The organism is Parafannyhessea umbonata (assembly GCF_900105025.1).
GTDB lineage: Bacteria > Actinomycetota > Coriobacteriia > Coriobacteriales > Atopobiaceae > Parafannyhessea > Parafannyhessea umbonata.
In genome coordinates this window covers 902,847-927,505 of record NZ_LT629759.1, presented here as the reverse complement: position 1 = coordinate 927,505, position 24,659 = coordinate 902,847, and the positions used below count along the sequence as shown (strand labels likewise).

Here is a 24,659-nt window from a genome sequence, read left to right as displayed (position 1 = left end):
GCGAAACCGTTCGCCAGAGTTGTTAAACTATTGGTTGGCTAACAGCTCAAATCATGGCTTTCGGTTGTAAAATACATGGTTGGAATTCTATTTCTCTCAGAGAGGACCGACCATGGCCGTGAAGTCCGCGTTCGACTACGTGAACGAGATATGGGGCATCGCAAACTACGTGCGCGACGTGATCCGCCCCGCCGACTACAACAAGCTCATTCTGCCCTTTGCGGTGCTGAGGCGCTTCGAGTGCGCGCTCGATGCGACGAGAGGTGCGGTCAGCAGGCAAGCCGCCAAGGGAGTTTGGGACGACGACGACCCGAAGTACTGCGCCATCTCGGGCCACTGCTTCTACAACGTGACGAGCTTCACGCTCTCCAACCTCGGTGCCACTAAGACCTGTGACGCCCTCATGGCCTACATCAACGGCTTCTCCGCGAACGCCCGCGAGGTCTTGCAGCGCTTCGAGATGCGCCAGACCTGCGAGAAGCTGGACGAGAAGGGCATGCTCTACGAGGTCTGCACGCGCTTCGCGAGCTTCGACCTTGGACCTGAGTCGGTCTCGGACCGCATGATGACCGACATCTACGAGCACCTCATCCAGCGCTACGGCGAGGAGATCTCGCAGGACGCCGAGGACTTCATGACGCCCAAGGACGTCGCTCGCCTCGCCACCGCGCTGCTCTTCGCAAACGAGGACACGCTGCTCAACGCCGACAACGGCGACATCCGCACGCTCTACGACGGCAGCTGCGGGACCTGTGGCTTCATCTGCGACGCGCTCGACCAGCTCGACGAATGGCACGACAAGGGACACTTCAGCAGCCCCACCAAGATCGTCCCCTACGGCCAGGAGCTCGAAGACGCGACGTGGGCCATGGGCAAGGCGGCCCTTATGCTGCGCAACATCGCCGGTGGCTCCGGTGACGTGCTCGACCAGATGAGCGACCTCTCGGCGGGCATCATGCTCGGCGACACCCTCGACGACGACAGGTTCGATGGGCGCACCTTCAACTACCAGCTCACCAACCCACCTTACGGGAAGGAGTGGAGGAAGGAACAGGACGGCGTGGTCGAGGAGGCGCAGAGGGGCTTCGGCGGCAAGTTCGGCGCGGGCCTTCCCAGCATCGACGACGGGAGTATGCTGTTCCTTCAGAACGTCGCCGCGAAGATGGCGCCTGTCGAGGAGGGCGGCGGCAAGGCGGCCATCGTGCTCTCCGGCTCTCCTCTGTTCAACGGGGACGCGGGAAGCGGGCCCTCGAACATCCGCCGCTGGCTCTTCCATGAGGACCTGGTCGACTGCATCGTTAAGCTCCCAACCGAGATCTTCTTCCGCACGGGCATCGCCACCTATGTCTGGGTGCTCAACAACCATAAGCCCGAGAACCGTAAGGGCTACGTCCAGCTCATCGACGCCTCCGAGGAGAGGACGGCGCTGCGCAAGAGCCAGGGCAACAAGCGATACGAAATCGGCGAGGAGCAGGCAGCGTGGATCGTCCGCACTTACGTCGACGGCCACGACCACGGCAAGTCGGTCATCGTTCCCGTCGAGGACTTCATGTACCGCAAGGTAACGACCCAGCGCCCGCTGCGCGTGTTCGTCGAGCCTACGCCCGAGAAGCTCGACGAGCTCTTCTCGTTCAGCAAACCCATGGAGAAGATGACTGGGGAAAACCGGGCGACCATCCGGTTGTGGGCGGCGGCGAACGAGGGCGACGCGCTCACCTATGCTCAGCTCCTCAAGGACGTCGATGGGCTCTTCAAGAGGCTCGAGAACCCTAAGCCGCAGAAGACGAAGCTCGTCGAGGCGCTCGTCAAGGTGTTCGGTCGGCAAGACCCCTCCGCGGAGCCGGCGGTCGACGCGAAGGGCAACCCCGTGTTCGACCCCGAGCTGAGGGACTCCGAGAACGTGCCGCTCGGCATGGACATCGACGACTACATGGCGAGCGAGGTGCTGCCCTACGCACCCGACGCCGTCGTGGACGCGTCCGTGATCGACGAGCCGAGGTTCGACAAGAAGACCGGTCTCACCTCCAACCCGCTCGGCGACGGTGGGGTGGGCGTGGTCGGCACGTCAATCTCGTTCAACAGGTACTTCTACAAGTATGAGAAGCCCCGCGACCCCGAGGTCATCGCGAAGGAGATCCTCGCGCTCGAGGACGGCCTCGGCGAGCTCATGAGGGGGTTCCTGGCATGAGGGAGATGAAGGACAGCGGGGTTGAGTGGATTGGCGAGGTGCCCCAGAATTGGAAACAAAGCAAGGTTAAGTATCTCATGTCGCTCACAAACGGTCGTGCCTATAAGCAACAGGAGCTTCTTGCCAAAGGAACTTATCGGGTTTTGAGAGTGGGCAATTTCAACACCAACGACAAGTGGTATTACAGCGATTTGGAGCTCCCGGAAAAGCAGTACTGCAAAAAGGGAGATCTCCTCTATCTGTGGGCGACAACCTTTGGGCCCGTATTTTGGAATGAAGAAAAGGTTATATATCACTACCACATCTGGAAGGTCGATCAGTTTAGAGATTATCTCCAGCGGTATGCCTTTTATGCGCTCGGCGCCAACGCTGAATGGCAGCGAATGCAGAGCCATGGCTCAACGATGGTCCATGTGACAAAAGAAGGCGTAGAAAACACCGTGTTTCCCGTGCCACCTCTTTCTGAGCAACGCCGTATCGTCTCCTACCTCGACGAGCGTTGCGCCGCCATCGATGCAGACATCGACAAGCGCCGTGAGGTCATCGAGAAGCTCAAAGAGTACAAGAAGTCCCTCATCGCGCGTGCTGTGACGAAGGGCCTCGACCCGAATACTGAAATGAAGGACAGCGGGGTCGAGTGGCTCGGCAAGGTGCCGACTACCTGGGAAATTTTACGTATCGGCTCTCTATTTCAACAAAGGAGGGTTCTGATTGACGACGCGACAGAAGATGAACTTCTTTCTGTCTCCGAATACTACGGCGTTGACTATCGAAAGAAACGTATCAAGGAAAGCGATACGCTGGTGCGAGCAGAATCGCTGCGTGGATATCAGCAATGCAAGTGCGGCGACCTGATAATGAATATTATGCTTGCCTGGAAAGGCGCACAGGCCGTTTCGGAACACGATGGCGTAATTAGCCCCTCTTATGGCGTCTTTAGCCCCAAGGGCTCCATTTGTCCCCGCTATTTTCATTATCTGTTTAGAACGAACCTTTACTGTACTTATTTCAAATCGTTTTCGACTGGGATTATGGATTCCAGGCTTCGACTATATCCAGAGGTTTTCCTGAAACTCTCAGCTATAGTGCCGCCAATAGCTGATAGGGAATCAATTGTTGCGTTCCTCGATGAACGCTGTGCCGCCATCGACGAGGCGATCTCCCGACAGGAACAGCTCATCGAGAAGCTCGGAGAGTACCGCAAATCCATCATCCACCACGCCGTCACCGGCAAGATCGACTGCACGGAGGCTTAGCCATGGCGCTGTCCGACATGCATCGCGCGAGCAAAGGCCAGATTACCGTCGATTACAACGGCTTACGCAAGATTCACCAGGAGGACGCCTTCGAGCGCTACATCTCGCGCAAGGTCGCGGGGCTCGGCAACTCGGGCTGGGAACTCTCGCCCGACGACACGGGCTTCGACGCAGACAATGCGCTGGTCTTTGACGACTTCGTGGCCTGGCTCGAGGCTACCGCACCCGAGAAACTCGACAAAATGCGCCGCGAGAAGGGCGCCCGCTGGGCCGACCAGCTGAGACGCGCCCTGGTGAAGAGCCTCGAGAGGAACGGCACTGTCCTCACTCTGCGCAAGGGCTTCCAGATGGCGGGGTACCAGACCATCGAGTGCATGGCGGGCTACCCCGACGACGAGCGCGTCCCCGGCGCGAGGGAGCGTTACGACGCGAACATCCTGCGCTTCATGCACCAGGTCCACTACCAGACCGCCGGGAGCAAGTCGCTCGACTTCGCGCTCTTCGTCAACGGCATCCCCGTCGCCACGGGCGAGGTCAAGACCGAGCTCACGCAGACGGTCCGGGACGCGATCGACGAGTACGCCGAGGAGCGAAAGGCGGTGGAGCCCGACGGCGGCAGGAAGAACCCGCTGCTCATGTACAAGCGCGGGGCGGTCGTCCACTTCGCCGTCTCCGAGGACGAGGTCTGGATGTGCACGAACCTTGGCCCCTTCCCGAGCAAGTCGGCGAGGCCCCGATTCCTCCCGTTCAACCTGGGACGTGACGGCGGCGCGGGCAATCCGGACGCGCCGGAGGGCGAGTACAGGACCCACTACCTCTGGGACACCATTCTACAGCGCGACAACTGGCTGTCCATCTTCGACAGGTTCGTATTCGAGGAGGTCGAGGACAGGCAGGACGCGAGCGGTCGGTGGCGCAGGCAGGCGACGCAGATATTCCCCCGCTACCACCAGTTCGACGCCGAGAGAAAGGTCTTGGCCGATGCACGGGAGCACGGGCCGGGTCGCCGCTACCTCATCGAGCACTCGGCCGGCTCCGGCAAGACTGAGACCATCTCCTGGGCCGCGCACGACCTCGCGAGGCTCCGCCGCGCGGACGGCGAGAAGATGTTCTCGAGCGTCGTGGTGGTCACCGACAGGCTGTCGCTCGACCAGAACATAAAGAAGACCATCTCCCAGCTCTCCAAGGTGACGGGACAGGTCGTCATGGTCGGTCGCGACGAGCGGGGCAACGCCGTCGCCGACGGCTCCAAGAGCTCGCAGCTCGTCGAGGCCCTTCGGCAGAAGAGGGAGATCGTCGTCGTCACTATCCAGACGTTCCTCTACGCCTGGCCGGACATCGCGTCGCTGCCGGAGCTCGACGGCGCCGGCTTCGCGGTCATCGTCGACGAGGCCCACAGCTCCCAGGAAGGAAGCTCCGCCGCGTCCCTAAAGACCGCCTTCAACGCCGCGGCTGACAAGCTGAAGTTCGAGAGGATGCTCGACTTCGACGACGAGTCGGACGATGAGACCGTCATGGACGCCTACTTCGCCCAGATGCAGGCGAGCAACCTCATGCCGCCGAACGTCTCCTTCCTGGCGTTCACCGCGACCCCCAAGGCCGAGACCAAGACCCTCTTCGGGACCCCGACCGGCGAGATGGACGAGGATGGCAACCCGGTCATGGGCAGCTTCCACCTCTACCCGATGCGGCAGGCGATCGAGGAGGGCTACATCATCGACCCGCTTACGGGTTACGTGCCTTTGAGGACGCTATCGAGGATCGAGGACGAGTCCGAGGATGCCGATGACAGGCTCGTCGACGAACGCAGGGCAAAAAGGAAGATCGCTAAATGGCGCTCGCTCCACCCGACCAACGTAATGGAGAAGGCCAAGTGGATCATCGACCACTTCGTCGACAACGTGGCGCCGCTCCTGAACGGCGAGGCCAAGGCCATGATCGTCACCTCCGGCCGTCCCGAGGTGGTGCGCTACAAGTATGCGATCGAGGCATACCTGAAGTCGCGGCCCGACCTCGATCCGGCGAAGGTCGAGCCGAAGCTGCGCTTCAAGGTGCCCGGCGAACCTCTCGTCGCCTTCTCCCAGAAGGTGCTGGGTGACAAGTGCGTCCTGCCCGAGGACGAGTACCTCAAGGACAACCCGTTCGCCCTCATTGAGCGCGACTACGAGTACACCGAGGCCAACATGAACCCTGCCGGCGAGGGCGCGGTCGAGAGGGCGTTCGACCGACCGGAGCGCAGGCTCCTCATCGTCGCGAACAAGTTCCAGACCGGCTTCGACCAGAAGAAGCTCGTGGCCCTCTACGTTGACAAGCCCCTCGGCAACGCAATCGAGATCGTCCAGACCTACTCGCGCGTCAACAGGACGTGCTCTGGCAAGGACAAGGTCTTCGTGGTCGACTTCGTGAACGATCCCGAGACGGTGCTCGCGGCCTTCAAGACCTACGACAAGGGCGCAAGCATGAACATGGCTCAGGACCCCGACGTGGTCTACGAGCTGAAGGAGGCACTCGACGCCGCCGACGTGTATGCGACGCGCGACGTCGAGGAGTTCAAGGAGGCCCTCTATAGGTCAAAGGGCCTTGCCGCGGGCGGTGAGAGCGATGCCTACAGGGCGGCGCTCTACTCCGCCGTGTCGCGCCCCGCGGAGATCTTTCGGGAGAGGTTCGCCTCGGCCAAGGACTCGTATGAGACCTGGCTGGAGTGCGCCAACCGGGCGGAGGCGGCCGGCGAGGCCGAGGAGGCGGAGAGGGCCAAGAGGAGCGCGGACGAGGCGGCGGGGCGGGTCGCCGAGCTGATGACCTTCAGGAAGAAGCTCTCCAAGTACTGCTCCGCCTACACGTTCCTGTCCCAGGCGCTCGACTACGGCGATCCCGACCTCGAGGTGTTCTACGGCTTCGCAAAGCTGCTCGGCCACAGGATCGCGGGCACCTCGCTCGACGACGTCGACGTGCGTGGCCTCGTGCTCCGGGACTTCCGCATATCGGCCCAGAAGGTCCCCGAGGGGGTCGAGGGCGGCGAGCTCATGCCGGTGGGTGCCGGAGGTTCCGGATCAGCCCCCAAGCGAGACACCATGGCAAGAATCGTGGAACGGCTGAACCGTACGTGGGGCGACGAGGGCGACCCCCTCGTGAAGGCACGCGCCGTCAACGCGGTCTCCGACGCCGTGGCGGCAGACCCCGTGACCAACACCCAGATCACGAACACGAGCAACACGAAGGAGGCCGTCCTCGCGGACGGGCGCCTTCGCAACATCGTCATCAGGGCCCTCATGTCGATGATGAGCAACGAGCTGGGCGACCTCGCCGAGCAGGCGCTCGACGACCCGCAGGCGATCGAGCCCCTTGCCGACCAGGTGTACGACCTCATCTCGCAGGGGAAGCGCTACGACATCGCCGAGCTCGCCTCCTACCTCTCTAGGGGGAAGTAGATGGGCGCGGCAGGATACGTCGAGGAGCTGCTCGGCGTCCGGGACTGCGAGCTCATCGGCAGCTCGACCAAGGTCGATTGCGGCAGGAGGCTCCAGCAGTTCGACCTGAGATACCGTGGCCCCGTCCCCGCAACGTGCCCCGAGTGCGGGGGGACGCTGCACAGCCACGGCGCGAGGACCGTCGGCGTGGCGTCTACGCCCCACCTGGGCATCCCGACGAGGCTCGAGATAGGGTTCCCGCGGATGCGGTGCCCGGAGTGCGGCTACGTGTGGCGCCCGGAGATAGGCGGGGTCGACGAGGGCCACCGGATGACGGAGGCGGCATACGCCGACATCGCCCAGCGCTCGCTCAGGCTCACCTTCCGCGAGGTCGCCGAGGAGTACCCGCTCTCGCACGTCACCGTGAAGAACGTCTTCGAGGACTACGTCCGCGAGAACGCCTCGAGGCTTCGCTTCAAGGTGCCGGCGTTCCTGGGCATAGACGAGAAGAACCTCAAGAGGGTCGGCATGGTGACCGTGATCACCGACCTCGAGCACAGGACGGTATTCGACATGGTGCCCGGCAGGACGCAGTCAGACCTCGACGCCTACTTCTCCTCGTTGGAGGGCCTTGAGCGCGTGCGGTGGGTCTCGAGCGACATGTACCGGCCTTTCTGGAAGAGCATAGCCAAGTACACCCCGAACGCGACATGGGTCATCGACCACTTCCATGTCGTGAAGGGGGCCAACGAGGCCCTGGACACGATCCGCAAGGGCCTCCAGGGGACCCTCGACAGGAAGGGCCGCCTTGAGCTGAAGAAGGGCCTCGCCTACGCCCTCAGGAAGCGGACGAGCGACCTCAGCCCCTACGAGGCATCGGCCCTCAGGGCGCTGCGGGAGGACCCCTCCTACTCGACGCTGATGGCCGCGTACGACCTCAAGGAGGACTTCTTCGGCATCTACGACGACCATCCGTCCTCGCGCGAGGAGGCTGAGGCGGCGTTCGACGCCTGGGTTCGGGAGATTCCCGAAGGCAGGGACCTCAATCCGTTCAGAGCCCTTGCCCGGACCGTCCAGAACCACCGCGAGTTCATCTTCAACTACTGGGACTGCCCCAGCCGCATCTCGAACGGCTACACCGAGTGCGCGAACCGGCTCATCAACGAGACGGACATGAGGGGGCGCGGCTACTCGTTCGAGACGCTTCGGGCCAGGACCCTCTACCGAAGGCAGAACCTCGACCGCATCATCGCGAGCAACGGGCTCACGATTGGCCCTCGCATCGATGCACCCGGCCCGCTCTTCGTGACCGAGCCCGACCGCGAGGACGAGGCCGTGGACGAGTTCATAGACCCGAGGTCGGGAGTGAGGGTCGACGCAACGACTGGGGAGGTTCTTTAATGGGAAGTCTATTCACCGAGCATGTATTTCCACGATACGTGCGCCGTCAAGTGATGAAGCCGCAGATGAACGGCTTTAACGACCCCACCCTGAGGGATTTCTCCCTGCTGGACTCGTCCGTCCTGATGAATGAAGAGCTCAAGGGCGAGCTGTTCGAGGAGGAGTTCATCCGCTCGTTCCTCAACGCCGCGAAGGAACTGGCGGCCGCCGGAAGAAGGGCCATCGACAGGCCGGGGATGTACGTGATGCTGAAGCATTCCTATGCGATCCCGGTCCTGTTCCTCACGAGACACTGCATGGAGCTCGCTATCAAGCGGGCGATTAGGAAGTGCGGAGTCGAGCCCAAGAGAGAGCACAGCCTCACGAAGCTGTGGAGCTCCCTGCTCTCGAGGTTCCCAGGGCAGAGGTGCCGTGAGGACAACAGGGCCATCAAAAACATGGGCGCATTCGTAGGGGCCGTAGCCGGCATCGACGACAACGGCATCAGCCTTCGCTATCCGCAAGACAGTTCAGGAAGGCTCACACAGGATAGGCCGCTCTTCGTGAACGACGAGGAAGTCGCCTCATATCTCGAGAAGTTCGTAGAGCAACTAGAGCTGATCGACTTCGATTCAATGCGTAAAGACGGTAGATAAGTGGTTGGACTCTAGTATTCCAGATTGTTAAAAAGATGGTTGGATGCCTTAGCTATGACTCGAACGCGGCCAACCAGAGATTTACCAATTTCCAACCACTTATTTTACATACCCCAAATATGTTTCCGCATCAATCGGACCCGACCGTCGCATGAGGGAGAACCCCGCATCGAGCCAATGGACAATCCTTGGGCGAATGCTCATGTACGGTAAGGAAGCAAGCAACCGAAAACAAGAGATAGACCGCCAGCACTACACTATTCCGAACCAAAGACCAAAAGATAAGCATTGTGGGAAAATCTAAACTTTTGGATTTTCCTACAATGCCAACTACGGCGGAATCCCTCCCACTCCTTATATCTTTCTGTATACATTGAATTTGTATTTAGTAAAATGCAGACAACACCACGGATCGGCTTTTGGCTGGACAATTCCAACCAAACACCACAGCAGACAGCAGAAAACATTCTGAACGCTAGGAAGCCGGTATGATTGTTACATATAAGGGGAAGAAAAATTTCTTTTAGGTACTTGCTTTCCTAAAACTGATGTGATATCTTAAAACTGATGTGATACAATGATTTAATCCAGAAAAGGAGTAAAAAATATGCGGCAAGGTATTCTTAAATAAAATTTGATAATGGGCGCAAAAATGATTGCCCCTTGCAGGGGCTTGGTTTTTGTACCCAATTTTAAGAATACTTTTGCCTTTTTAGTAAATATCGTGACGGACCGCGGCTTATGTAAGTCGTGTATGTTTCTGTGTGTCCGAAGTCATGATCCCCAGCGGTAAAAGTATTAGCCGCTGGGGATTTTTGCGCCCATTCGGGCCTTGTATGGAGGATAGACATGAACATTATCAATATCGGGATTCTTGCCCATGTAGACGCTGGAAAGACGACCTTGACGGAGAGTCTGCTATATGCCAGTGGAGCCATTTCAGAACCAGGGAGCGTCGAAAAAGGGACAACGAGGACGGACACCTTGTTTTTGGAGCGGCAGCGTGGGATTACCATTCAAGCGGCAGTCACTTCCTTCCAGTGGCACAGATGTAAAGTTAACATTGTGGATACGCCCGGCCACATGGATTTTTTGGCGGAGGTGTACCGCTCTTTGGCTGTTTTAGATGGGGCCATCTTGGTGATCTCCGCGAAAGATGGCGTGCAGGCCCAGACCCGTATTCTGTTCCATGCCCTGCGGAAAATGAACATTCCCACCGTTATCTTTATCAACAAGATCGACCAGGCTGGCGTTGATTTGCAGAGCGTGGTTCAGTCTGTTCGGGATAAGCTCTCCGCCGATATTATCATCAAGCAGACGGTGTCGCTGTCCCCGGAAATAGTCCTGGAGGAAAATACCGACATAGAAGCATGGGATGCGGTCATCGAAAATAACGATGCATTATTGGAAAAGTATATCGCAGGAGAACCAATCAGCCAGGAAAAACTTGCGCGGGAGGAACAGCGGCGGGTTCAAGAAGCCTCCCTGTTTCCGGTCTATCATGGCAGCGCCAAAAAGGGCCTTGGCATTCAACCGTTGATGGATGCGGTGACAGGACTGTTCCAACCGATTGGGGAACAGGGGAGCGCCACCCTATGCGGCAGCGTTTTCAAGGTTGAGTACACCGATTGCGGCCAGCGGCGTGTCTATCTGCGGCTATACAGCGGAACGCTGCGCCTGCGGGATACGGTGGCCCTGGCCGGGAGAGAAAAGCTGAAAATCACAGAGATGCGTATTCCATCCAAAGGGGAAATTGTTCGGACAGACACCGCTTATCCGGGCGAAATTGTTATCCTTCCCAGCGACAGCGTGAGGTTAAACGATGTATTAGGGGATCAAACCCGGCTCCCTCGTAAAAGGTGGCGCGAGGCCCCCCTCCCCATGCTGCGGACGACGATTGCGCCGAAAACGGCAGCGCAAAGAGAACGGCTGCTGGACGCTCTTACGCAACTTGCGGATACTGACCCGCTTTTGCGCTGCGAAGTGGATTCCATCACCCATGAGATCATTCTTTCTTATTTGGGCCGGGTGCAGTTGGAGGTCGTTTCCGCTTTGCTGTCGGAAAAATACAAGATTGAAACAGTGGTAAAGGAACCCACCGTCATTTATATGGAGCGGCCGCTCAAAGCAGCCAGCCACACCATCCATATCGAGGTGCCGCCCAACCCGTTTTGGGCATCTATCGGACTGTCTGTTACACCACTCCCGCTTGGCTCCGGCGTACAATACGAGAGCCGGGTTTCGCTGGGATACTTGAACCAGAGTTTTCAAAACGCTGTCAGGGATGGTATCCGTTACGGGCTGGAGCAGGGCTTGTTCGGCTGGAACGTAACGGACTGTAAGATTTGCTTTGAATACGGGCTTTATTACAGTCCAGTCAGCACGCCGGCGGACTTCCGCTCATTGGCCCCGATTGTATTGGAACAGGCATTGAAGGAATCGGGGACGCAGCTGCTGGAACCTTATCTCTCCTTCACCCTCTATGCGCCCCAGGAATACCTTTCCAGGGCTTATCATGATGCACCGAAATACTGTGCCACCATCGAAACGGCCCAGGTAAAAAAGGATGAAGTTGTCTTTACTGGCGAGATTCCCGCCCGCTGTATACAGGCATACCGTACTGATCTGGCCTTTTACACCAACGGGCGGAGCGTATGCCTTACAGAGCTGAAAGGATATCAGGCCGCTGTCGGTCAGCCGGTCATCCAGCCCCGCCGTCCAAACAGCCGCCTGGACAAGGTGCGCCATATGTTTCAGAAGGTAATGTAAAGATACATAAGCAGTTGTCCCTCCCCGCCGTCGCCAGGTGTTCCTGACGGTGGGGAGGGCGGCCGCGGGAGGGCTTGGCTACGGCCGTGGCGGCAGGAAGGGGCGACCGCCCGGGTATTCCCCGAGCGGTCGCCTTCCTGCCGTGAGCGGTGTCTGTGCTATGACGTCCTAGGTCACTCCCTGCTCTCCGCCCACTGCCAGGCGCCTATGAGGTGGCGGAGCTTCGCCTGGCGCTCTCCCGTCACGACGATGGAGACCACGTCGTGGCGTATCGCGTCCACGTCGCTGTGGTCCGCGAGGTAGAGCAGGCACGCGCGCCTCATTATCGCGAACTCGGCCGCGCCTACGCTGAGCTCGGGCATCCTGGCCGAGCCCTCCTCGTACGCGGAGATGACGGCTATCAGCACCGTCTCATCCCCGTCCTCGGCCACCACCGGCGCGTCCTCGCCGTCGCAGGACCAGCCGTCTGCCACGTGGACCTCATATCCCCTGTGGGCGAGGTAGTCCCTCACGATGCCCTCGCACGTGACGGCGAGCCCCTCCTCGGCCATGGTCGCGGCACTCTCTGTCTTCTCGGTCATGGTGACCTCCCTAGGACGTGGGAAGGTCCTTTGCCCTCCCTCGCCCAAAGAGCGGCAAGGCCCGCGTGGCGGGGCGGCGCGCCCCTGCGGGCGTGGCGCGGCGCCGGCCCGTCGCGCGGGCCGTCAGGGAGCGGGAAGAGGTGCTTGCTCCCTGTGCCAGCGTCTTGGGCGGGGGAGGGCGTGGAGTTGCCGGAGCAGAAGTACACTGTGCTCCTGCTCCGGCCGGGCGCTTTCGACGGGCGCGAGGATAGGGGATGGGGCGGCTATCCCCGGCGCAGCGGATGTCGGAAGGGCACCATCTCCCAAGGTCCAGCCGCCCCGCGGGGCGGCTGGACCGTCTGGACCGGCTGGCAAGACGGCCTTTCGGAGAAGGGCGGCGAGCAGGGCTTACCGCTCAGGCTCGTCGTCCTCCGCTTGGGCATGCGACACGGTAGCCTCGGCGAGCTCCCTTGCCAAACGCCCCAGGAGGCACGTCGCGGCGTCCGCAGCGTCCCTCGGTGCGGAGGAGAGGTCGACGTGCTCCAGTATCGCCGAGATGCCCATCCCCGCTAATGCGACCTCTTCGAGGTCCGCGTTGCCGCAAGCGTCGTAGATCCACCTCATGGCATTTCCTCCAGTTCGCGCGTCCGCTTGATGCGGCAGCCATGCTACAACGAGACTGATGGCAATGCGTTGCGGGGATTCTCCGGGCAGATGCCGGGAATTTGGTGCCGGTGCCGGCGACCCGCGAATAGTGACGTCCGGCGCCCGGGCGCCTTGTGCCGGACTCGCTTTGGATGACGGTCGGATCGGTCGCCCTGGCAGGAGTGTCGCACGCATGCTCAGAAGCCGACACGCCACGATTCCGGAAGGCGTCGGCCTCGCCGGATACGAAAGGCAAAAAATTAGGCGGAGGCGCTCACGCGTCCCCGCCACATAAAACCCTCTCGGGTTTTGACATCCATATACACTATACCCGATCAGAACCAGCGGTCAACCAGCTCGGCGAGGAATTCCATGGACGCCTCCGCGGAGGCGTCGGGGCGGGTGACGGAGAGCACGGACCTAATGCCACCGGCAAGGGTACGGAGCCCGGCTGACGCCTCGCCTGCGAGCGCGGTCCCCTCGGCCATGCGCCTGTGGAGGAGCAGGAGCGAGGCTATCTGCTGGAGGCGCGGGTTCCTCATCCTGGACGCCCTAGACCTCTTCGAGAAGCCCGCGTCGCGCAGGGCGACGGTGAGGGCGTCCGGCGCCGGACGTGCGACGTGGCTCGCTGCGCCGAACCCGTTGATTATCGCGGAGGAGTGGGCGCAGGCGTTGCGCACCCCCTTCGCCGACCTGAGGAAGTAGTGCTCTCGCAGCATAGAGCGGTCGCCCCACCGGTTCGCGCAGAAGCGGTAGATGTCCGCGACGGTGCCGAAGGATGAGAGCTCGAGCAGCACCCATATGGGCATCTCGGCGGCGTAGTGCCTCTGGAGGTCTCCGGAGTACTCGTCGCGCCGGAGCCTCGAAATCTCTGCCTCCCTCCGGGAACGCTCGGCGGGGGAGAGCGAGGCCATGTAGTCGCGCACGATGGAGTAACCGTCCTCGTCCTGCCGCCTCGCCACCTCGTCGAGAACCCGCGCCTTCGCGAGGTGCTCCGCGTCGAGCGCAAGCGGCAGGAGCGCTGCCCTGAGATCCCGGTCGAGCCGCTCCAGGTCTACCAGGTCGCGGAAGTCGAGGTTCGCGTACTCGCCGTCGTGCGCCCCTCCGACGCGCTTCGGGAAGAGCGTCCGGTACGCGTACGCTGAAAAGAGGTACGACTCCCGCGAGAGGTAGCGCATGGCGTCTGCCTCGCCCATGCGCTCGAACGCTACTCCCTTGTCCCTGAGGAAAGCCACCTGCTCCTCGGGGTCGAGCTTAGGCTTCCCGCTACTGTTCCGTTGGCCCATCTCAAAACCCGCCAATCTAACCGTCCTGCGGCTGGTGAAGTAGTATTCTACGGCCTACGAGAGCCCCGCGGACATTATCCTGCCCATGAGGTCCATGCTCACCTTCTTGCTGTCGGCGAGCGCGTCCGCGTAGACGTTGAGGGTCATCGCGGCGTTGGAGTGGCCGAGGATGGCGCTCACGGTCTTCACGTCCACCCCCGACCCAATCGCCATGGTCGCGAAGGTGTGCCTAAGGTCGTGGAACCTCGGCGGCTCGCCCTGAGAGCCCACGAGCTTCGCCACCCTCACGAACGCCCTCCACTCCTGCCCGAGCGCCATCGGGCTCTTCCAGGCGCCGGTGACGGCGTTTCCCACGACGAAGAGGCCCTCGTCCCAGTCGAGCCCCATGGCCTCGCGCTCGCCGTGCATCGCGCGTGCCCTCGCCTCCAGCACGCGGGCGAGCTCGTCGCCGTAGGGGATGGTCCTGGCGGAGCTCCTGGTCTTCGGGGTGGAGAGCGCGAACGTGCCGTTCGCCCTCGTGAGGGCGTGCGAGACGCGGATCTTGCGTGACACGCGGTCGACGTCCTGCCACCTGAGGGCGCATATCTCCCCCTGCCTCATCCCCGTCATGAGCGCGAGGAGCACGGCGGTCGAGAACGGGTCGGCGACGCTCCCCAAGGTCTGGTTGAGCTGCCGGACGCTCTGTGCGTCGAGCGAGTTTATCGGCTTCGTAGGCCTCTTGGGCGCGTCGACGAGGTCGAAGGGGTTGGAGGGTATGTCGCCCAGCTTGCGCGCCCTAATGAAGGCGGTCTTGAGGAGCACGTGGGTGTGCGAGACCGTGTTTCCGCCGTAGCCGTCCTGTACCATGTCGCGCTCGAACTCCTGGATCTGCCGCGCGGTGACCTGCCCCACGGGGGTCTTGCCGAGCTCGGTGCCCAGGAGGTGCTTCGCGTACCAGCGGTAGCCGTCGGCCGTGGAGGCGAGGATGTTGCCGGTGGACTCCTTCAGGTCTATGTAGTCGAGGACGTAGCGGTAGACAGGCGTCTCGCAGGAGACGGTGCCGGAGAGCTCCTCGTCCTTTCGGACCTCCTCGTCGCGCCACTCCCGCAGGAGCTGCTCGGCTGCGCCCCTGCCGCGGTTGTCCCTCCTCACCTTCCCGTTCCTGCCGACCTTGTCCTCGTAGCACGGCACCTGTGTGGAACGGGTCATCTTGTGCTGCCTGCCGTCGTCGTCCTGCCAGCTTATCGCGAGGCGCCACTTCCCGAGCCTCTGGTTCTTGTACACGTAGCCGCTGCTGAGCTTCCTCGCCATCGTTCCTCCCAAAACTTGGAACCATCCGCCTGCGGAGGAGGGGCCCTCGCAGGACACAAAGGACACACATAGGACACCGTGTCCTATGTGTGTCCTGCGGACGACTTTACATGACGGGGGCTGTGGTCGCCTGATGTTGATGAAAGTACGCAAATGACCAGTTAAACAGCACAATTTGTGGAAGTAATGTCCTTTGTTGTCTATTGACATTCATCAAGGATTTTGCCCTGGGGGTCAAGGGGTCGCTGGTTCGAATCCAGTCCACCCGACCACGAATCCGCAGGTCAGAGGCTTAAGCCTCTGACCTTTTTTCTTGTGTGTACAGTTTTTGTACTTCGACGATCGGTCCTGCCCTACTTTTGTTTCAAGACTAGCGGGCGACCTTCGCGATCGTGTTGAGCGCCGTCACGGACTGGTTGTAGAGCGTCCCTATGGAGCGCAGGTTTCGCACGATGCCGTGTGAGGTCTCGTAGTCGAAGGCCACTGCGCCCGCCACCCATGCGCGTCCCGCCGTCCACCGGTAGAAGCAGCCGGTTCGTGAACGAGTTGGGGCGGCGGTTCTTCGGGGCCGCCGTCCTTTCTTTTATAAATACAGAAGTATTAGCAGGTGAACGGCATAAAGCTCAGTGACACCGGTCTTGGTGCGGCTTGACTTAAAAATAGGCGATTGAGATAATCGTTATGTTTATGTCATTCTCCATCTTAAGGGGGACGTATGCAGTACACCAAGCCCACGATTCTGAAGGCGGAGAAGGTCCAGGGCGCCAAGTGTGGCGACGGTCCTTGCGGGAGGCCTTGCAGCAAGAAGGCCTAAAGCAGGCTCTGCATAGAAGGCTACGAGACGCAGGGGCAGCCTCTGCGTCTCGTTAGTTCTGTCGGTGTTTGCAACTTGAGGACCACGCAATGTTCTACAAGATTAGGAATGACATCCAGTTCAGACAGTATGACGGGCATGGATACATCGCGGACAACTCCGAGTTCGGTTATCGGTTTCTCAGCGATTCGACCTCCAGCGGCAGAGAAGAGTATGTATCCGAGAGCGGTTCCGTCATGCTTGCCTCACTGAGCAAGACTCCCCGGAGCATCGAAGAGATCGTTGACGACCTGATGCGGGTGTTTATCGGGGTGGATCGCGAGGTACTGAAGGAAGATGTCATAGAGTTCTTCCAGATGCTTGTCGAAAGAGGCCTGCTGAGCGTCGGTGAAACCATGGAAGACTGCGTTGACCGACGTTGGTCAGGGACATCTGCCGAAGAAGACGGTGCCGGAGAGGCAATCGTCCCGACAGAGAACTGTGCGCGGGACAGAATCGGCCCCGACGACTTCCTGCGAGGCATCCACATCGAAATCGCGAGCGCCTGCAACGAGCGCTGCGTGCACTGCTACATCCCCCACCAGTACAAAACCGACGTGATCGATCCCGAGCTTCTCTATCGGATCCTTGACGAAGCGAGAGAGCTCAACGTCGTTCACGTCACTCTCTCTGGTGGTGAGCCCTTGCTTCACAAGGAGCTCATTGGTTTCCTCTCCAGATGCAGGGAGCTCGACCTGTCCGTCAACGTCCTGTCGAACCTCACGCTCCTTTCGGACGGCATCCTCAGCGAGATGAGAGAGAACCCACTCCTCTCGGTGCAAACATCTCTCTACTCCATGGACGCCGCCGTCCACGATGGTATCACCAGGCAAACAGGCAGCTTTGAGAAGACCAAGGACGGGCTCCTGAGGGTAATTGACGCTGGCATACCGGCGCAGATATCGTGCCCCATCATGAGGCAGAACAAGGACAGCTTCATCGACGTCGTCTCATGGGGAAGGGAGCACGACATCGCGGTCGCCATCGAGCCGGTGATCTTCGCCTCGTACGACCACTCGGGGGTCAACCTTGAGAACCGGATTCTCCTGAACGACCTCGAAGGCGTTCTGGAGAAGGAGTTCTCCCAAGGCTACGCGTCTGTGCTGATCGACTCGGCGGAGGAGAAGGAGTCTGTAGCCGCAAGCGACCCTGTCTGCTCGATCTGCCGGTACAGCCTCTGCGTGGCAGCCAACGGGGACGTCTATCCCTGTGTAGGCTGGCAGACCAACGTCCTCGGGAACCTGGCCCATCAGTCGCTGAGGGACATCTGGGTCGGATCCGAGAAGTTGCACCGGCTCCGGGAGGTCAAGAGGGGGGACTTCCCCAAGTGCGTCGACTGCGATGACAGGGGCTACTGCACCGTCTGCATGATGTGCAACTCGAACGAGAACCCCGATGGCGACCCGTTCGTCATCAACGACTTCCACTGCGAGGCCGCAGCGATGACCCATCGCAAGGTCGTCGAGTTCCTTGCGGAGGATGGCGGCGCGCTCAATTCCTGACGTAGACGAACCGGATGTCGGAAAGGCGTTGGCAGGCATGGAGAAGATACTCATAAGGGATGCCCACGAGCACAACCTGAAACACATCGACCTAGAGATCCCTATCGGGGCATTCACCTGCGTAACAGGTTGCTCGGGCTGTGGGAAGTCCTCGCTGGTCTTTGACACCATCTACGCCGAGAGTCAGAGGGGTTTTCTTGAGGGAATGACGGGCAACCTCTACGGGCAGAAGCTCATGAGCAAACCCAAGGTCGGGTCCATCGAGAACCTCCATCCCGCGCTCAACGTCTCCCAGAACTACTACAACGTCAACCCGCGCTCGACCGTTGGGACGGTGACAGAGGTCGCCTACTACCTTCGCTCACTCTTCGCGGTTACGAACAGCGACCGTTCTCGGGACATATCCGAAGGCACCTTCTCCTCGAACAACCCCAAGTCGTTCTGCCCAAATTGCTCAGGCCTCGGCACGGAGAGTGTGGTCTCCGAATCCCTTCTGATACCCGATCGCGAGGTGACCCTGCGCGATGGCGGTATCCTGTTCTTTAAGGGCCCCGCAGAGGGCAAGGAGCAGAAGCTCCTCGAGGCGCTCTGCGCTCACTACGGCATCGACATCGACCGGAGGGTCTCAGAGCTGAATGACCGTGAGCTCGACATACTTCTCCATGCGGACGACCAGGTGAGGCACAAGCTTTCCTACAAGGAGGGGAGGCGCCGTAAGCAGCACTTCGTGTACCTACAAGGTGCCGTTCCCGCCATCCGCGACCATCTCGACAGCGTCAACTCCACCGGCCAATCGTCGGCATACTCGAGGTTCATGGAGGAGCGGCCTTGCCACGTCTGCGGTGGCACCAAGCTGGGCCCTGAAGCCCTGTCCTACAAGGTCTGTGGCCTGAACTACGGCGAGGCGGAGGGAATGGAGCTCGTCGCGCTGCGCGAATGGCTTCACGGGGTTGTCCGCGACTTCTCGGACCACCCGAAGAAGGATGTAGTATCACAGCTTGTCGACGAGACGGATCGCAGGCTGGAGGCCCTGGCCGAGCTCAACGTCGGTTACCTGTGCCTGAGCAGGACCATCCCCTCGCTCTCTGATGGTGAAAGACAGCGCATCAGAATCGCCACCCAGCTCACCTGCTCGCTCAGGGGGCTGCTGTACATTCTGGACGAACCCTGCAAGGGACTACATCGCAGGGACACCGAGCGCATTATCCGCGCCACCAGGGACATGGTCGACCGAGGCAACACGGTCATTGCGATTGAGCACAACAAACAGTACATAGCCTCGGCGGACGAGACAATAGAGCTGGGGCCGGTCGGAGGGCCCGAGGGGGGCTATCTCGTGGGGGTGACGAACGGCATGGATTGCGACGAAGCCCCACTCGCCTTCAAGAGCCCCCACGCCGCCAAGCAGTACTTTGAGATTGGCGGAATCAACTTCAGGAACATCGACGGACAGGCGGTGCGATTCCCGATCGGTGGAATATCCTGCATCACCGGAGTGTCCGGTTCCGGCAAGTCGACGCTCGCCGAAGTGGTTGCCAGGTGCTTCGGGAAGAGGTCGGGAGACTGCTGCGAAACCTTCTCCGGCGGGGACTCCATCAAGAGGTGCCTGAGGGTCGATCAGGCTCCCGTCGGGAAGACCCCGAGATCAACCGTTGTCTCGTACCTAGGCATCTTTGATGAGATTCGGTCGCTTTTCGCCAAGACCGCAACGGCGCGCAAGATGAAGGTCGGTGCCAGCCAGTTCAGCATGAACATCAAGGGAGGCCGCTGCGAGTGCTGTCAGGGCACCGGGATGCAGAAGATCGAGCTGAACTACCTTCCGAGTACCTACATCCCCTGTCCGGAGTGTGGCGGGAGGAGGTTCAACGAGAAGGTCCTCGCCGTGGAGTACGAGGGGATGACGATCCTGGACGTGCTGGAGACGCCGATCTCCGAGCTGGTAGACAAGTTCGGAGGCTCAGCTAAGGTCCACTCAGTGCTCCGCAGCATGATCGAGCTGGGTCTGGGCTACCTGCGGCTCGGGCAGATGTCCATGAGCCTGTCGGGGGGCGAGGCCCAGCGCATAAAGCTCGCGAAGGCTCTCGGGACGCCCTCCCACGGAAGGAACCTTTACATCCTGGACGAACCCACGTCCGGCCTGAACGACGTTGACATCGCGAAGTTCGTCAAGGTGCTGATGTACCTGCAGGAGAAGGGCGACACAATCATTATCGTCGAGCACAACCTGGAGTTCGTCGCCACTGTCGCGGACTACGTTGTCGACTTCGGCGTGCACAGCGGTGCAGCTGGGGGAAAAGTGATGGCACAGGGGTCGCCCCGATCCGTCTTCACAGATGAGTCTTCATCGCTGTACGGGCTCTCTGTTCTGGCGAATTAATGTTGGTCCAGCCTTTTCTATCGGGCTCGAAAACACAGCGAAAACCAACGGGAGTGACGGCGAGGTCAAATAGATGAGCAGTGACAAGAACAGACTCAAGCAATGCACGGTAGTCCTGACCCGTGGCTGCAACCTGCGGTGCGACTTCTGCTTCGAGAAGGAGGCCGGCTACCGCGCGCATGACCAGCTGTCACTTGACGAGGCGAAGCGTATCGTAGACCTCTGCGGTGACGCAAACGTGAAGTACGTGTTCCTCACGGGCGGCGAGCCACTTACCTACCCTCACCTCCTTGACGTCCTCAAGTACATCAAGGAGGAGTACCCGGCAATCACTCCAACCATCGCGACCAACGGGGTCCTCCTCGAGGACATGGAGCTCTGCCAGAGACTCATTGACTGTGGCCTCAGGTACCTCGACATCTCCATGAAAGGGGCCGACGCATCGGAATGGAAAAGGGCGACCGGTTACGACGGATACGCCAAGCAACTACGAGCGATAAGAAACCTCGCCTCCACGGAGCTGGAGTTCACCTGCTCGATGGTGGTAACCGAAGAGAACGTCACGAGGGTGTGCGAGGCGGTCCGAGCTGCCCATGACAACGGCGCGAGGCAGTTCTCGTTCACCTTCTTCATCGACAACATCGAGTCGAATACAAAGGATATGGATTATCTAAAGGAGCACGATCCGTTTGCTCTGATCGAGTCGTTTGTCTCGCAGATTGACCGCCTGAACGCCATAACGGATGACTGGTGGGTCGAATACAGCTTCCCACTCTGCGCTTACACCGAACGACAGTTGAAACTGCTCGAGGGCAGATTGGCAGGACCCTGCCAGATCCACCTCCAGAACGCGATAACCGTCGACAATACGATGAAACTCTTGCCTTGTGACATGTACGCCAGCGCCAACTTGGGTCGACTCGGCGATGACTTCAGCACTTACGAAGAGCTCGATAACTGGATGGATGGTCACGAATATCAATCTGCAGTGGAGGAGATGCGGAAGTACCCATCCGAGAAATGCTCGTCTTGCGCGTTTCTAGACCAATGCTACGGCGGGTGTCCCGTCCTCTGGAAGAACTACTCGTTCGAGGCATTAATGAGCTTCAAAGCAAGTGTGGATTCCGATTCGTAGCGGCGTTGGTGCACCTCACGACCCGTAGTGCCAGAACAGCAGGATGATTCTCGCCACGAATCTCATCCACATCAGGAAGAACTTACCTATCGCACCCAGTACACGATTGGCCACGCCCATCTCACACGCTCCTACTCGAAAGTATCGTCCGAGTAAACACTAGCAGCCACACCGGACACAAATTCATAGCTGGCCACAGTCATGCCGAGCTTCTCGCAGATGAGCCGCTCACCATCGGGGCCATGAAGCTCGCCGGAAAGGGCGTCCCTCAGGTAGTCGTGCAGCCACACCGCGCGCCCCGCCATGGAGCGCGAGGGCTCGTCGGCGTCGTAGAAGAGGTCACTTGCCTCGTCGAGCTTCGCCACGTCGCAGAGGTCGGGCCCGACACGCACCCACTGGAGGCGCCCGTCGAGTTCGACAGAGCGGACCAGTGCCACCTCCTCCTCGGACAGGACGTGGAGGCGGCACCCCGCGGACCTCTGTGCCAGGGGCATGTCTGCGCCCTCCGAGCCTACGACCCGGTACCAGCTCGCCTCGACCCAGAGCCCGTCTTCGAGGACGACCCGCAGGTCCGTGAGGGCGTTCATCCTGCCCAGTGCGCTGTCGGTCGTCAGCGTGTTGGTGTCGAACTCCTCGATGGCGCCGTCCTGGAAGCGCACGGTGATCCTCATCGCTCGGGCCTCTCGTCTCTCCTCGTCTGCTGGCGGGCGGGACGGCTGCCGTTGCGATGCTTCTGCCCGCCTCCGTGGTTGTTGCGCATGCCCGTTGAACCTGCCGCCCTACGGCTGGGTTGTGCTGCCGACCGCTCGGGAAGTATCCCGTGCTCTGCGCAGTACTGCTTCGCTCGTTCCAGCCTGGCCACGGTCGCCTCGCGGTTGGGCATGCCGCGCATTCTGCTGGCAGCTGAGTCCATGACGGAGAGGCTCCTGAATCCGCCCTTGGAGACGACGCTCACAGCCTCCGATAGGGCGACGAGCTCTCGCAGGTCATTGACCTCGATGGCTCCGGCGGCGACCTCGCGGACGTTGCGCACGGTGACGGGGCCCTGCGCCCTCCTCGTGGGGCTCCTGAGCCAGCCCGTGACCTCGCGCCTGGTGTACGAGGCGCCGAGCTTGGATCCCGTCACCTGGCGGGAGGGCGTCCCGGCCAGGGAGTAGACCCAGTCTCCCTTCCTCGAGGCGGACTCGCGGACGTTGACGCCCATCTCCCGGAGCGCACCCTGGAAGTCCTCGGGGCTCTTGGCAATCCCTCGCGCGACATCGATTCTTGTTAATGGCAATCTAGAAGCTACCAGTCCGGGCGAAGCGATATTCCAGCCGGGGCAGTGCGCTTCGACCATCCAGGTCAATACAGTTTCACCATCCGGGGCAGCGAGAATCCGCTCCGTACGGACATGCGGAGACGGATCCGGAGGCAGCCAGGATGGAGACCAACCTAATCGGAGACATGGATATGCTCAGGGAGATGGGCGTGCGCCCCAGCTTCTCGGAGATGGCACGCAGATACGGGATGGACCGGCATACGGTCGCGAAGCACCGGAAGGGAGGCGCAGAGATGGAGGACGGTCGCCCCGCAAGGCGCAACGGCTTCGACAGATACAGGGATGAGACAGGGGACAGGGCCCAGATACCCGGCATAACGACGAAGGCGATGCACGAGCGGCTCCCCGGCAGGCATCCGGACGGGAAGCCCCCCCAAGTACGGCGCCCCCAGGCACTGGATGGATGCACGCGGGCTGAAGGCGGGCCAGCCCCTCCCCGACGCGCATCCCCGCCACGGGACGGAGCCGGGAAGGCAGCTCCAGTCCGGCTGGAAGGAGAGGCTGCTCCTGCACGGGCGGGACGGCGCCGAGTTCCTGTCCAGCGTGTGGAGCGTAGCCCTCGGATACTCGAGGAGGCGCATCTGCATCCGCTCTGACACGATCACGACGGACGACTTCGTGGGATGCGCCTACCAGACCGCCCAGAGGCTCGGCGGGGCCCCTCCCGAGTGGCTCACCGACAACATGTCCGCGCTCGTCACGATAGATTCCGGCGGGAAGAGGCACAGGGTGGAGAGGGCGTTCGCCTTCGCCGGGAGGATGGGCTTCAAGACAGGGCTCTGCGCCGCCAGGACGCCCCAGACGAAGGGCAAGGACGAGAGCGCGACCGCTTCGAGAACCCCGCCTCGCGGAGAGCGGTCGTGAGCTCGCTTGGCGCCGGCCTTGCAACGTGGTCGTTGGTTCCGAGTCCGTTGATGACGGCGGCCGAGTGGGCACGGGCATGGCGACTCAGCCGAACGCCTCACTTAACGCTTTGACACGCTCGTCCACAACGCGGCCCATTATGTTGCCCTCCGCCTCCTTGAAACCGTTTCTTCTGGGCAACCGTTTCTCCTGGCTAGGTTCCTCCACGAACGTGTCGCGCCTACTATCCTCGCGGCCGCGGATGTGCTCTTTTCGGCTGTGACCACATGCTTATGCCAGCTACCGCTGTCCATCGATCTTGGACCTCCGCATCTCGCCAAAGACCGACGTGACGCGCTGTTGCCTGGGTCGGGATTGATGTTGACGTCAGACACGGGGGAGAACCCAGCTTCCTCCTCTTCGAAGGAAGCTGGGTTCCGTAGTTGTTCGTCTGCGTTTTGCAGGGCTATGTTCAAGGCGACGCGTGCGAACAGGGACTCGAGTCACCGTGTCAAAGTATCGCTCATGCGCTCTCCGATTGACACTTGTCGCCGTCGAGCCCTCCGCGCGCGGCGCTTCCCGGCAACCTAGTACCTGTTGATTCGACACTCCGCCTTGATGCGGCGGATGTCTTCCGGAAGCTCCTCGGCTGGCATGTTCTTGGGCGTGTCGCAGGTGCCCGACTTTGCCGCCACGTCGTAATACCAGCACTTGTAGGTGATGAAGTCGAGCGAGAGCCTGAGGTCCTCGATCAGCCTCAGGATGGCCTCGCGCCGCTCGTTCACGATGCGCCGGCGCTCCTCGATGGTGGAGTCCCCCTCGCGATAGAGGTCGATGTAGCGCTTGATCTCGCGGATGGGCATGCCAGAAACCTTGAGCCGCTCTATGAAGCGCGCCCACTCCAAGTCGTCCTCGGTGAACACGCGGATGCCGCCCTGGCTTCGCGCCATGTCCGGGAACAGGCCGTTCTTGTCGTAGTAGCGGATGGTCGATGCCGGCATTCCCAGCGCGGCCGCCGCCTCCCCAATGGTGTAGATCTTCTCCAAAACGCTTCCCCTCCTGGTGGCGCCCCGCACCCCGTCACTGGATGTGAAGCCGCTTTCATAATTTAGAGGAAGTATATTGACTTAAACCATAGTCTAAGTCTGAGAATCGTCCCAGCGACTCGAGGAAGACACAACTCGGACGATG

Annotated in this window: 18 protein-coding genes; 10 read left to right on the top strand and 8 right to left on the bottom strand. The window is 60.8% G+C overall.

The window, feature by feature from the left end:
- The first annotated feature begins 112 nt into the window (after positions 1-112).
- The 6 genes from BLT96_RS04280 to tet(W) all read left to right on the top strand — a co-directional run bounded on the left by BLT96_RS04280 (position 113) and on the right by tet(W) (position 11,656).
- Positions 113-2,188, top strand: coding sequence for a class I SAM-dependent DNA methyltransferase (locus tag BLT96_RS04280; protein ID WP_090862013.1), 2,076 nt, complete (start codon positions 113-115; stop codon positions 2,186-2,188).
- Positions 2,185-3,444, top strand: a complete 1,260-nt coding sequence (locus tag BLT96_RS04275) for a restriction endonuclease subunit S (protein ID WP_090862012.1) — start codon at positions 2,185-2,187, stop codon at positions 3,442-3,444. Before BLT96_RS04280 ends, BLT96_RS04275 begins: the two co-directional genes overlap by 4 nt.
- Positions 3,445-3,446: 2 nt before the next feature.
- Positions 3,447-6,872: a DEAD/DEAH box helicase family protein gene (locus BLT96_RS04270; RefSeq protein WP_090862010.1), complete on the top strand. Its 3,426-nt coding sequence runs from the start codon at positions 3,447-3,449 to the stop codon at positions 6,870-6,872.
- The gene (locus BLT96_RS04265) at positions 6,873-8,252 is read left to right on the top strand and encodes an ISL3 family transposase (protein WP_090862008.1); all 1,380 of its coding nucleotides are present in this window, start codon (positions 6,873-6,875) and stop codon (positions 8,250-8,252) included. It abuts the gene before it with no gap.
- Positions 8,252-8,887 carry a HEPN domain-containing protein gene (locus BLT96_RS04260; RefSeq protein WP_090862006.1) on the top strand — a complete coding sequence of 212 codons (636 nt, stop codon included), beginning with the start codon at positions 8,252-8,254 and terminating at the stop codon, positions 8,885-8,887. Before BLT96_RS04265 ends, BLT96_RS04260 begins: the two co-directional genes overlap by 1 nt.
- 849 nt (positions 8,888-9,736) lie before the next feature.
- On the top strand, positions 9,737-11,656 hold the full coding sequence (gene tet(W) / locus BLT96_RS04250) for a tetracycline resistance ribosomal protection protein Tet(W) (RefSeq protein WP_090862004.1): 1,920 nt from the start codon (positions 9,737-9,739) through the stop codon (positions 11,654-11,656).
- 173 nt (positions 11,657-11,829) lie between these two features.
- On the opposite strand, the gene BLT96_RS04245 is transcribed toward tet(W), so the two are convergent.
- The 5 genes from BLT96_RS04245 to BLT96_RS10875 form a co-directional block, all read right to left on the bottom strand.
- Positions 11,830-12,237 carry a PDDEXK family nuclease gene (locus BLT96_RS04245; RefSeq protein ID WP_090862002.1) on the bottom strand — a complete coding sequence of 136 codons (408 nt, stop codon included), beginning with the start codon at positions 12,235-12,237 and terminating at the stop codon, positions 11,830-11,832.
- 387 nt (positions 12,238-12,624) lie between these two features.
- Positions 12,625-12,840, bottom strand: a complete 216-nt coding sequence (locus tag BLT96_RS04240; RefSeq protein WP_090862000.1) for a hypothetical protein — start codon at positions 12,838-12,840, stop codon at positions 12,625-12,627.
- A gap of 356 nt (positions 12,841-13,196) precedes the next feature.
- On the bottom strand, positions 13,197-14,147 hold the full coding sequence (locus BLT96_RS04235) for an Abi family protein (RefSeq protein ID WP_090861998.1): 951 nt from the start codon (positions 14,145-14,147) through the stop codon (positions 13,197-13,199).
- Between the two features lie 54 nt (positions 14,148-14,201).
- Positions 14,202-15,437 carry a tyrosine-type recombinase/integrase gene (locus BLT96_RS04230; protein WP_157692153.1) on the bottom strand — a complete coding sequence of 412 codons (1,236 nt, stop codon included), beginning with the start codon at positions 15,435-15,437 and terminating at the stop codon, positions 14,202-14,204.
- A 370-nt stretch (positions 15,438-15,807) separates the two neighbouring features.
- A complete protein-coding gene (locus BLT96_RS10875) occupies positions 15,808-15,933 on the bottom strand; it encodes a hypothetical protein (protein WP_272867360.1) in 126 nt (41 codons plus the stop codon).
- 407 nt (positions 15,934-16,340) lie between these two features.
- On the opposite strand from BLT96_RS10875, the gene BLT96_RS04225 reads away from it, so the two are divergent.
- The 3 genes from BLT96_RS04225 to BLT96_RS04215 all read left to right on the top strand — a co-directional run bounded on the left by BLT96_RS04225 (position 16,341) and on the right by BLT96_RS04215 (position 21,304).
- A complete protein-coding gene (locus tag BLT96_RS04225; protein WP_090861994.1) occupies positions 16,341-17,792 on the top strand; it encodes a radical SAM protein in 1,452 nt (483 codons plus the stop codon).
- A 37-nt stretch (positions 17,793-17,829) separates the two neighbouring features.
- Positions 17,830-20,169, top strand: coding sequence for an ATP-binding cassette domain-containing protein (locus tag BLT96_RS04220; protein WP_090861992.1), 2,340 nt, complete (start codon positions 17,830-17,832; stop codon positions 20,167-20,169).
- A 73-nt stretch (positions 20,170-20,242) separates the two neighbouring features.
- Positions 20,243-21,304 carry a radical SAM/SPASM domain-containing protein gene (locus tag BLT96_RS04215; protein WP_090861990.1) on the top strand — a complete coding sequence of 354 codons (1,062 nt, stop codon included), beginning with the start codon at positions 20,243-20,245 and terminating at the stop codon, positions 21,302-21,304.
- 131 nt (positions 21,305-21,435) lie between these two features.
- Here the strand turns inward: BLT96_RS04215 and BLT96_RS04210 are convergent, their stop codons facing one another.
- Both BLT96_RS04210 and BLT96_RS04205 read right to left on the bottom strand, forming a co-directional pair.
- Positions 21,436-21,975, bottom strand: a complete 540-nt coding sequence (locus BLT96_RS04210; protein WP_090861988.1) for a hypothetical protein — start codon at positions 21,973-21,975, stop codon at positions 21,436-21,438.
- A complete protein-coding gene (locus BLT96_RS04205; RefSeq protein ID WP_090861986.1) occupies positions 21,972-22,508 on the bottom strand; it encodes a hypothetical protein in 537 nt (178 codons plus the stop codon). Before BLT96_RS04205 ends, BLT96_RS04210 begins: the two co-directional genes overlap by 4 nt.
- A gap of 516 nt (positions 22,509-23,024) precedes the next feature.
- Here BLT96_RS04205 and BLT96_RS04200 point away from each other — a divergent pair.
- Positions 23,025-23,489 (top strand): DDE-type integrase/transposase/recombinase, encoded by a 465-nt coding sequence (locus BLT96_RS04200; protein WP_090861984.1) that lies wholly within the window; start codon positions 23,025-23,027, stop codon positions 23,487-23,489.
- Positions 23,490-24,055: 566 nt separating this feature from the next.
- On the opposite strand, the gene BLT96_RS04195 is transcribed toward BLT96_RS04200, so the two are convergent.
- The gene (locus BLT96_RS04195; protein ID WP_090861983.1) at positions 24,056-24,514 is read right to left on the bottom strand and encodes a MerR family transcriptional regulator; all 459 of its coding nucleotides are present in this window, start codon (positions 24,512-24,514) and stop codon (positions 24,056-24,058) included.
- Positions 24,515-24,659 lie beyond the last annotated feature (145 nt).

Bases quoted from the DNA above. Each gene is read 5' to 3' on its own strand.
- BLT96_RS04215 (WP_090861990.1), top strand. From the start codon at position 20,243: ATGAGCAGTGACAAGAACAGACTCAAGCAATGCACGGTAGTCCTGACC.
- BLT96_RS04210 (WP_090861988.1), bottom strand. From the start codon at position 21,975: ATGAGGATCACCGTGCGCTTCCAGGACGGCGCCATCGAGGAGTTCGAC.
- BLT96_RS04265 (WP_090862008.1), top strand. From the start codon at position 6,873: ATGGGCGCGGCAGGATACGTCGAGGAGCTGCTCGGCGTCCGGGACTGC.
- BLT96_RS04220 (WP_090861992.1), top strand. From the start codon at position 17,830: ATGGAGAAGATACTCATAAGGGATGCCCACGAGCACAACCTGAAACAC.
- BLT96_RS04245 (WP_090862002.1), bottom strand. From the start codon at position 12,237: ATGACCGAGAAGACAGAGAGTGCCGCGACCATGGCCGAGGAGGGGCTC.
- BLT96_RS04230 (WP_157692153.1), bottom strand. From the start codon at position 15,437: ATGGCGAGGAAGCTCAGCAGCGGCTACGTGTACAAGAACCAGAGGCTC.
- BLT96_RS04275 (WP_090862012.1), top strand. From the start codon at position 2,185: ATGAGGGAGATGAAGGACAGCGGGGTTGAGTGGATTGGCGAGGTGCCC.
- BLT96_RS04280 (WP_090862013.1), top strand. From the start codon at position 113: ATGGCCGTGAAGTCCGCGTTCGACTACGTGAACGAGATATGGGGCATC.
- BLT96_RS04235 (WP_090861998.1), bottom strand. From the start codon at position 14,147: ATGGGCCAACGGAACAGTAGCGGGAAGCCTAAGCTCGACCCCGAGGAG.
- BLT96_RS04260 (WP_090862006.1), top strand. From the start codon at position 8,252: ATGGGAAGTCTATTCACCGAGCATGTATTTCCACGATACGTGCGCCGT.
- BLT96_RS04240 (WP_090862000.1), bottom strand. From the start codon at position 12,840: ATGAGGTGGATCTACGACGCTTGCGGCAACGCGGACCTCGAAGAGGTC.
- BLT96_RS04225 (WP_090861994.1), top strand. From the start codon at position 16,341: ATGTTCTACAAGATTAGGAATGACATCCAGTTCAGACAGTATGACGGG.
- BLT96_RS04270 (WP_090862010.1), top strand. From the start codon at position 3,447: ATGGCGCTGTCCGACATGCATCGCGCGAGCAAAGGCCAGATTACCGTC.
- BLT96_RS04200 (WP_090861984.1), top strand. From the start codon at position 23,025: ATGGATGCACGCGGGCTGAAGGCGGGCCAGCCCCTCCCCGACGCGCAT.
- BLT96_RS04205 (WP_090861986.1), bottom strand. From the start codon at position 22,508: ATGGGCGTCAACGTCCGCGAGTCCGCCTCGAGGAAGGGAGACTGGGTC.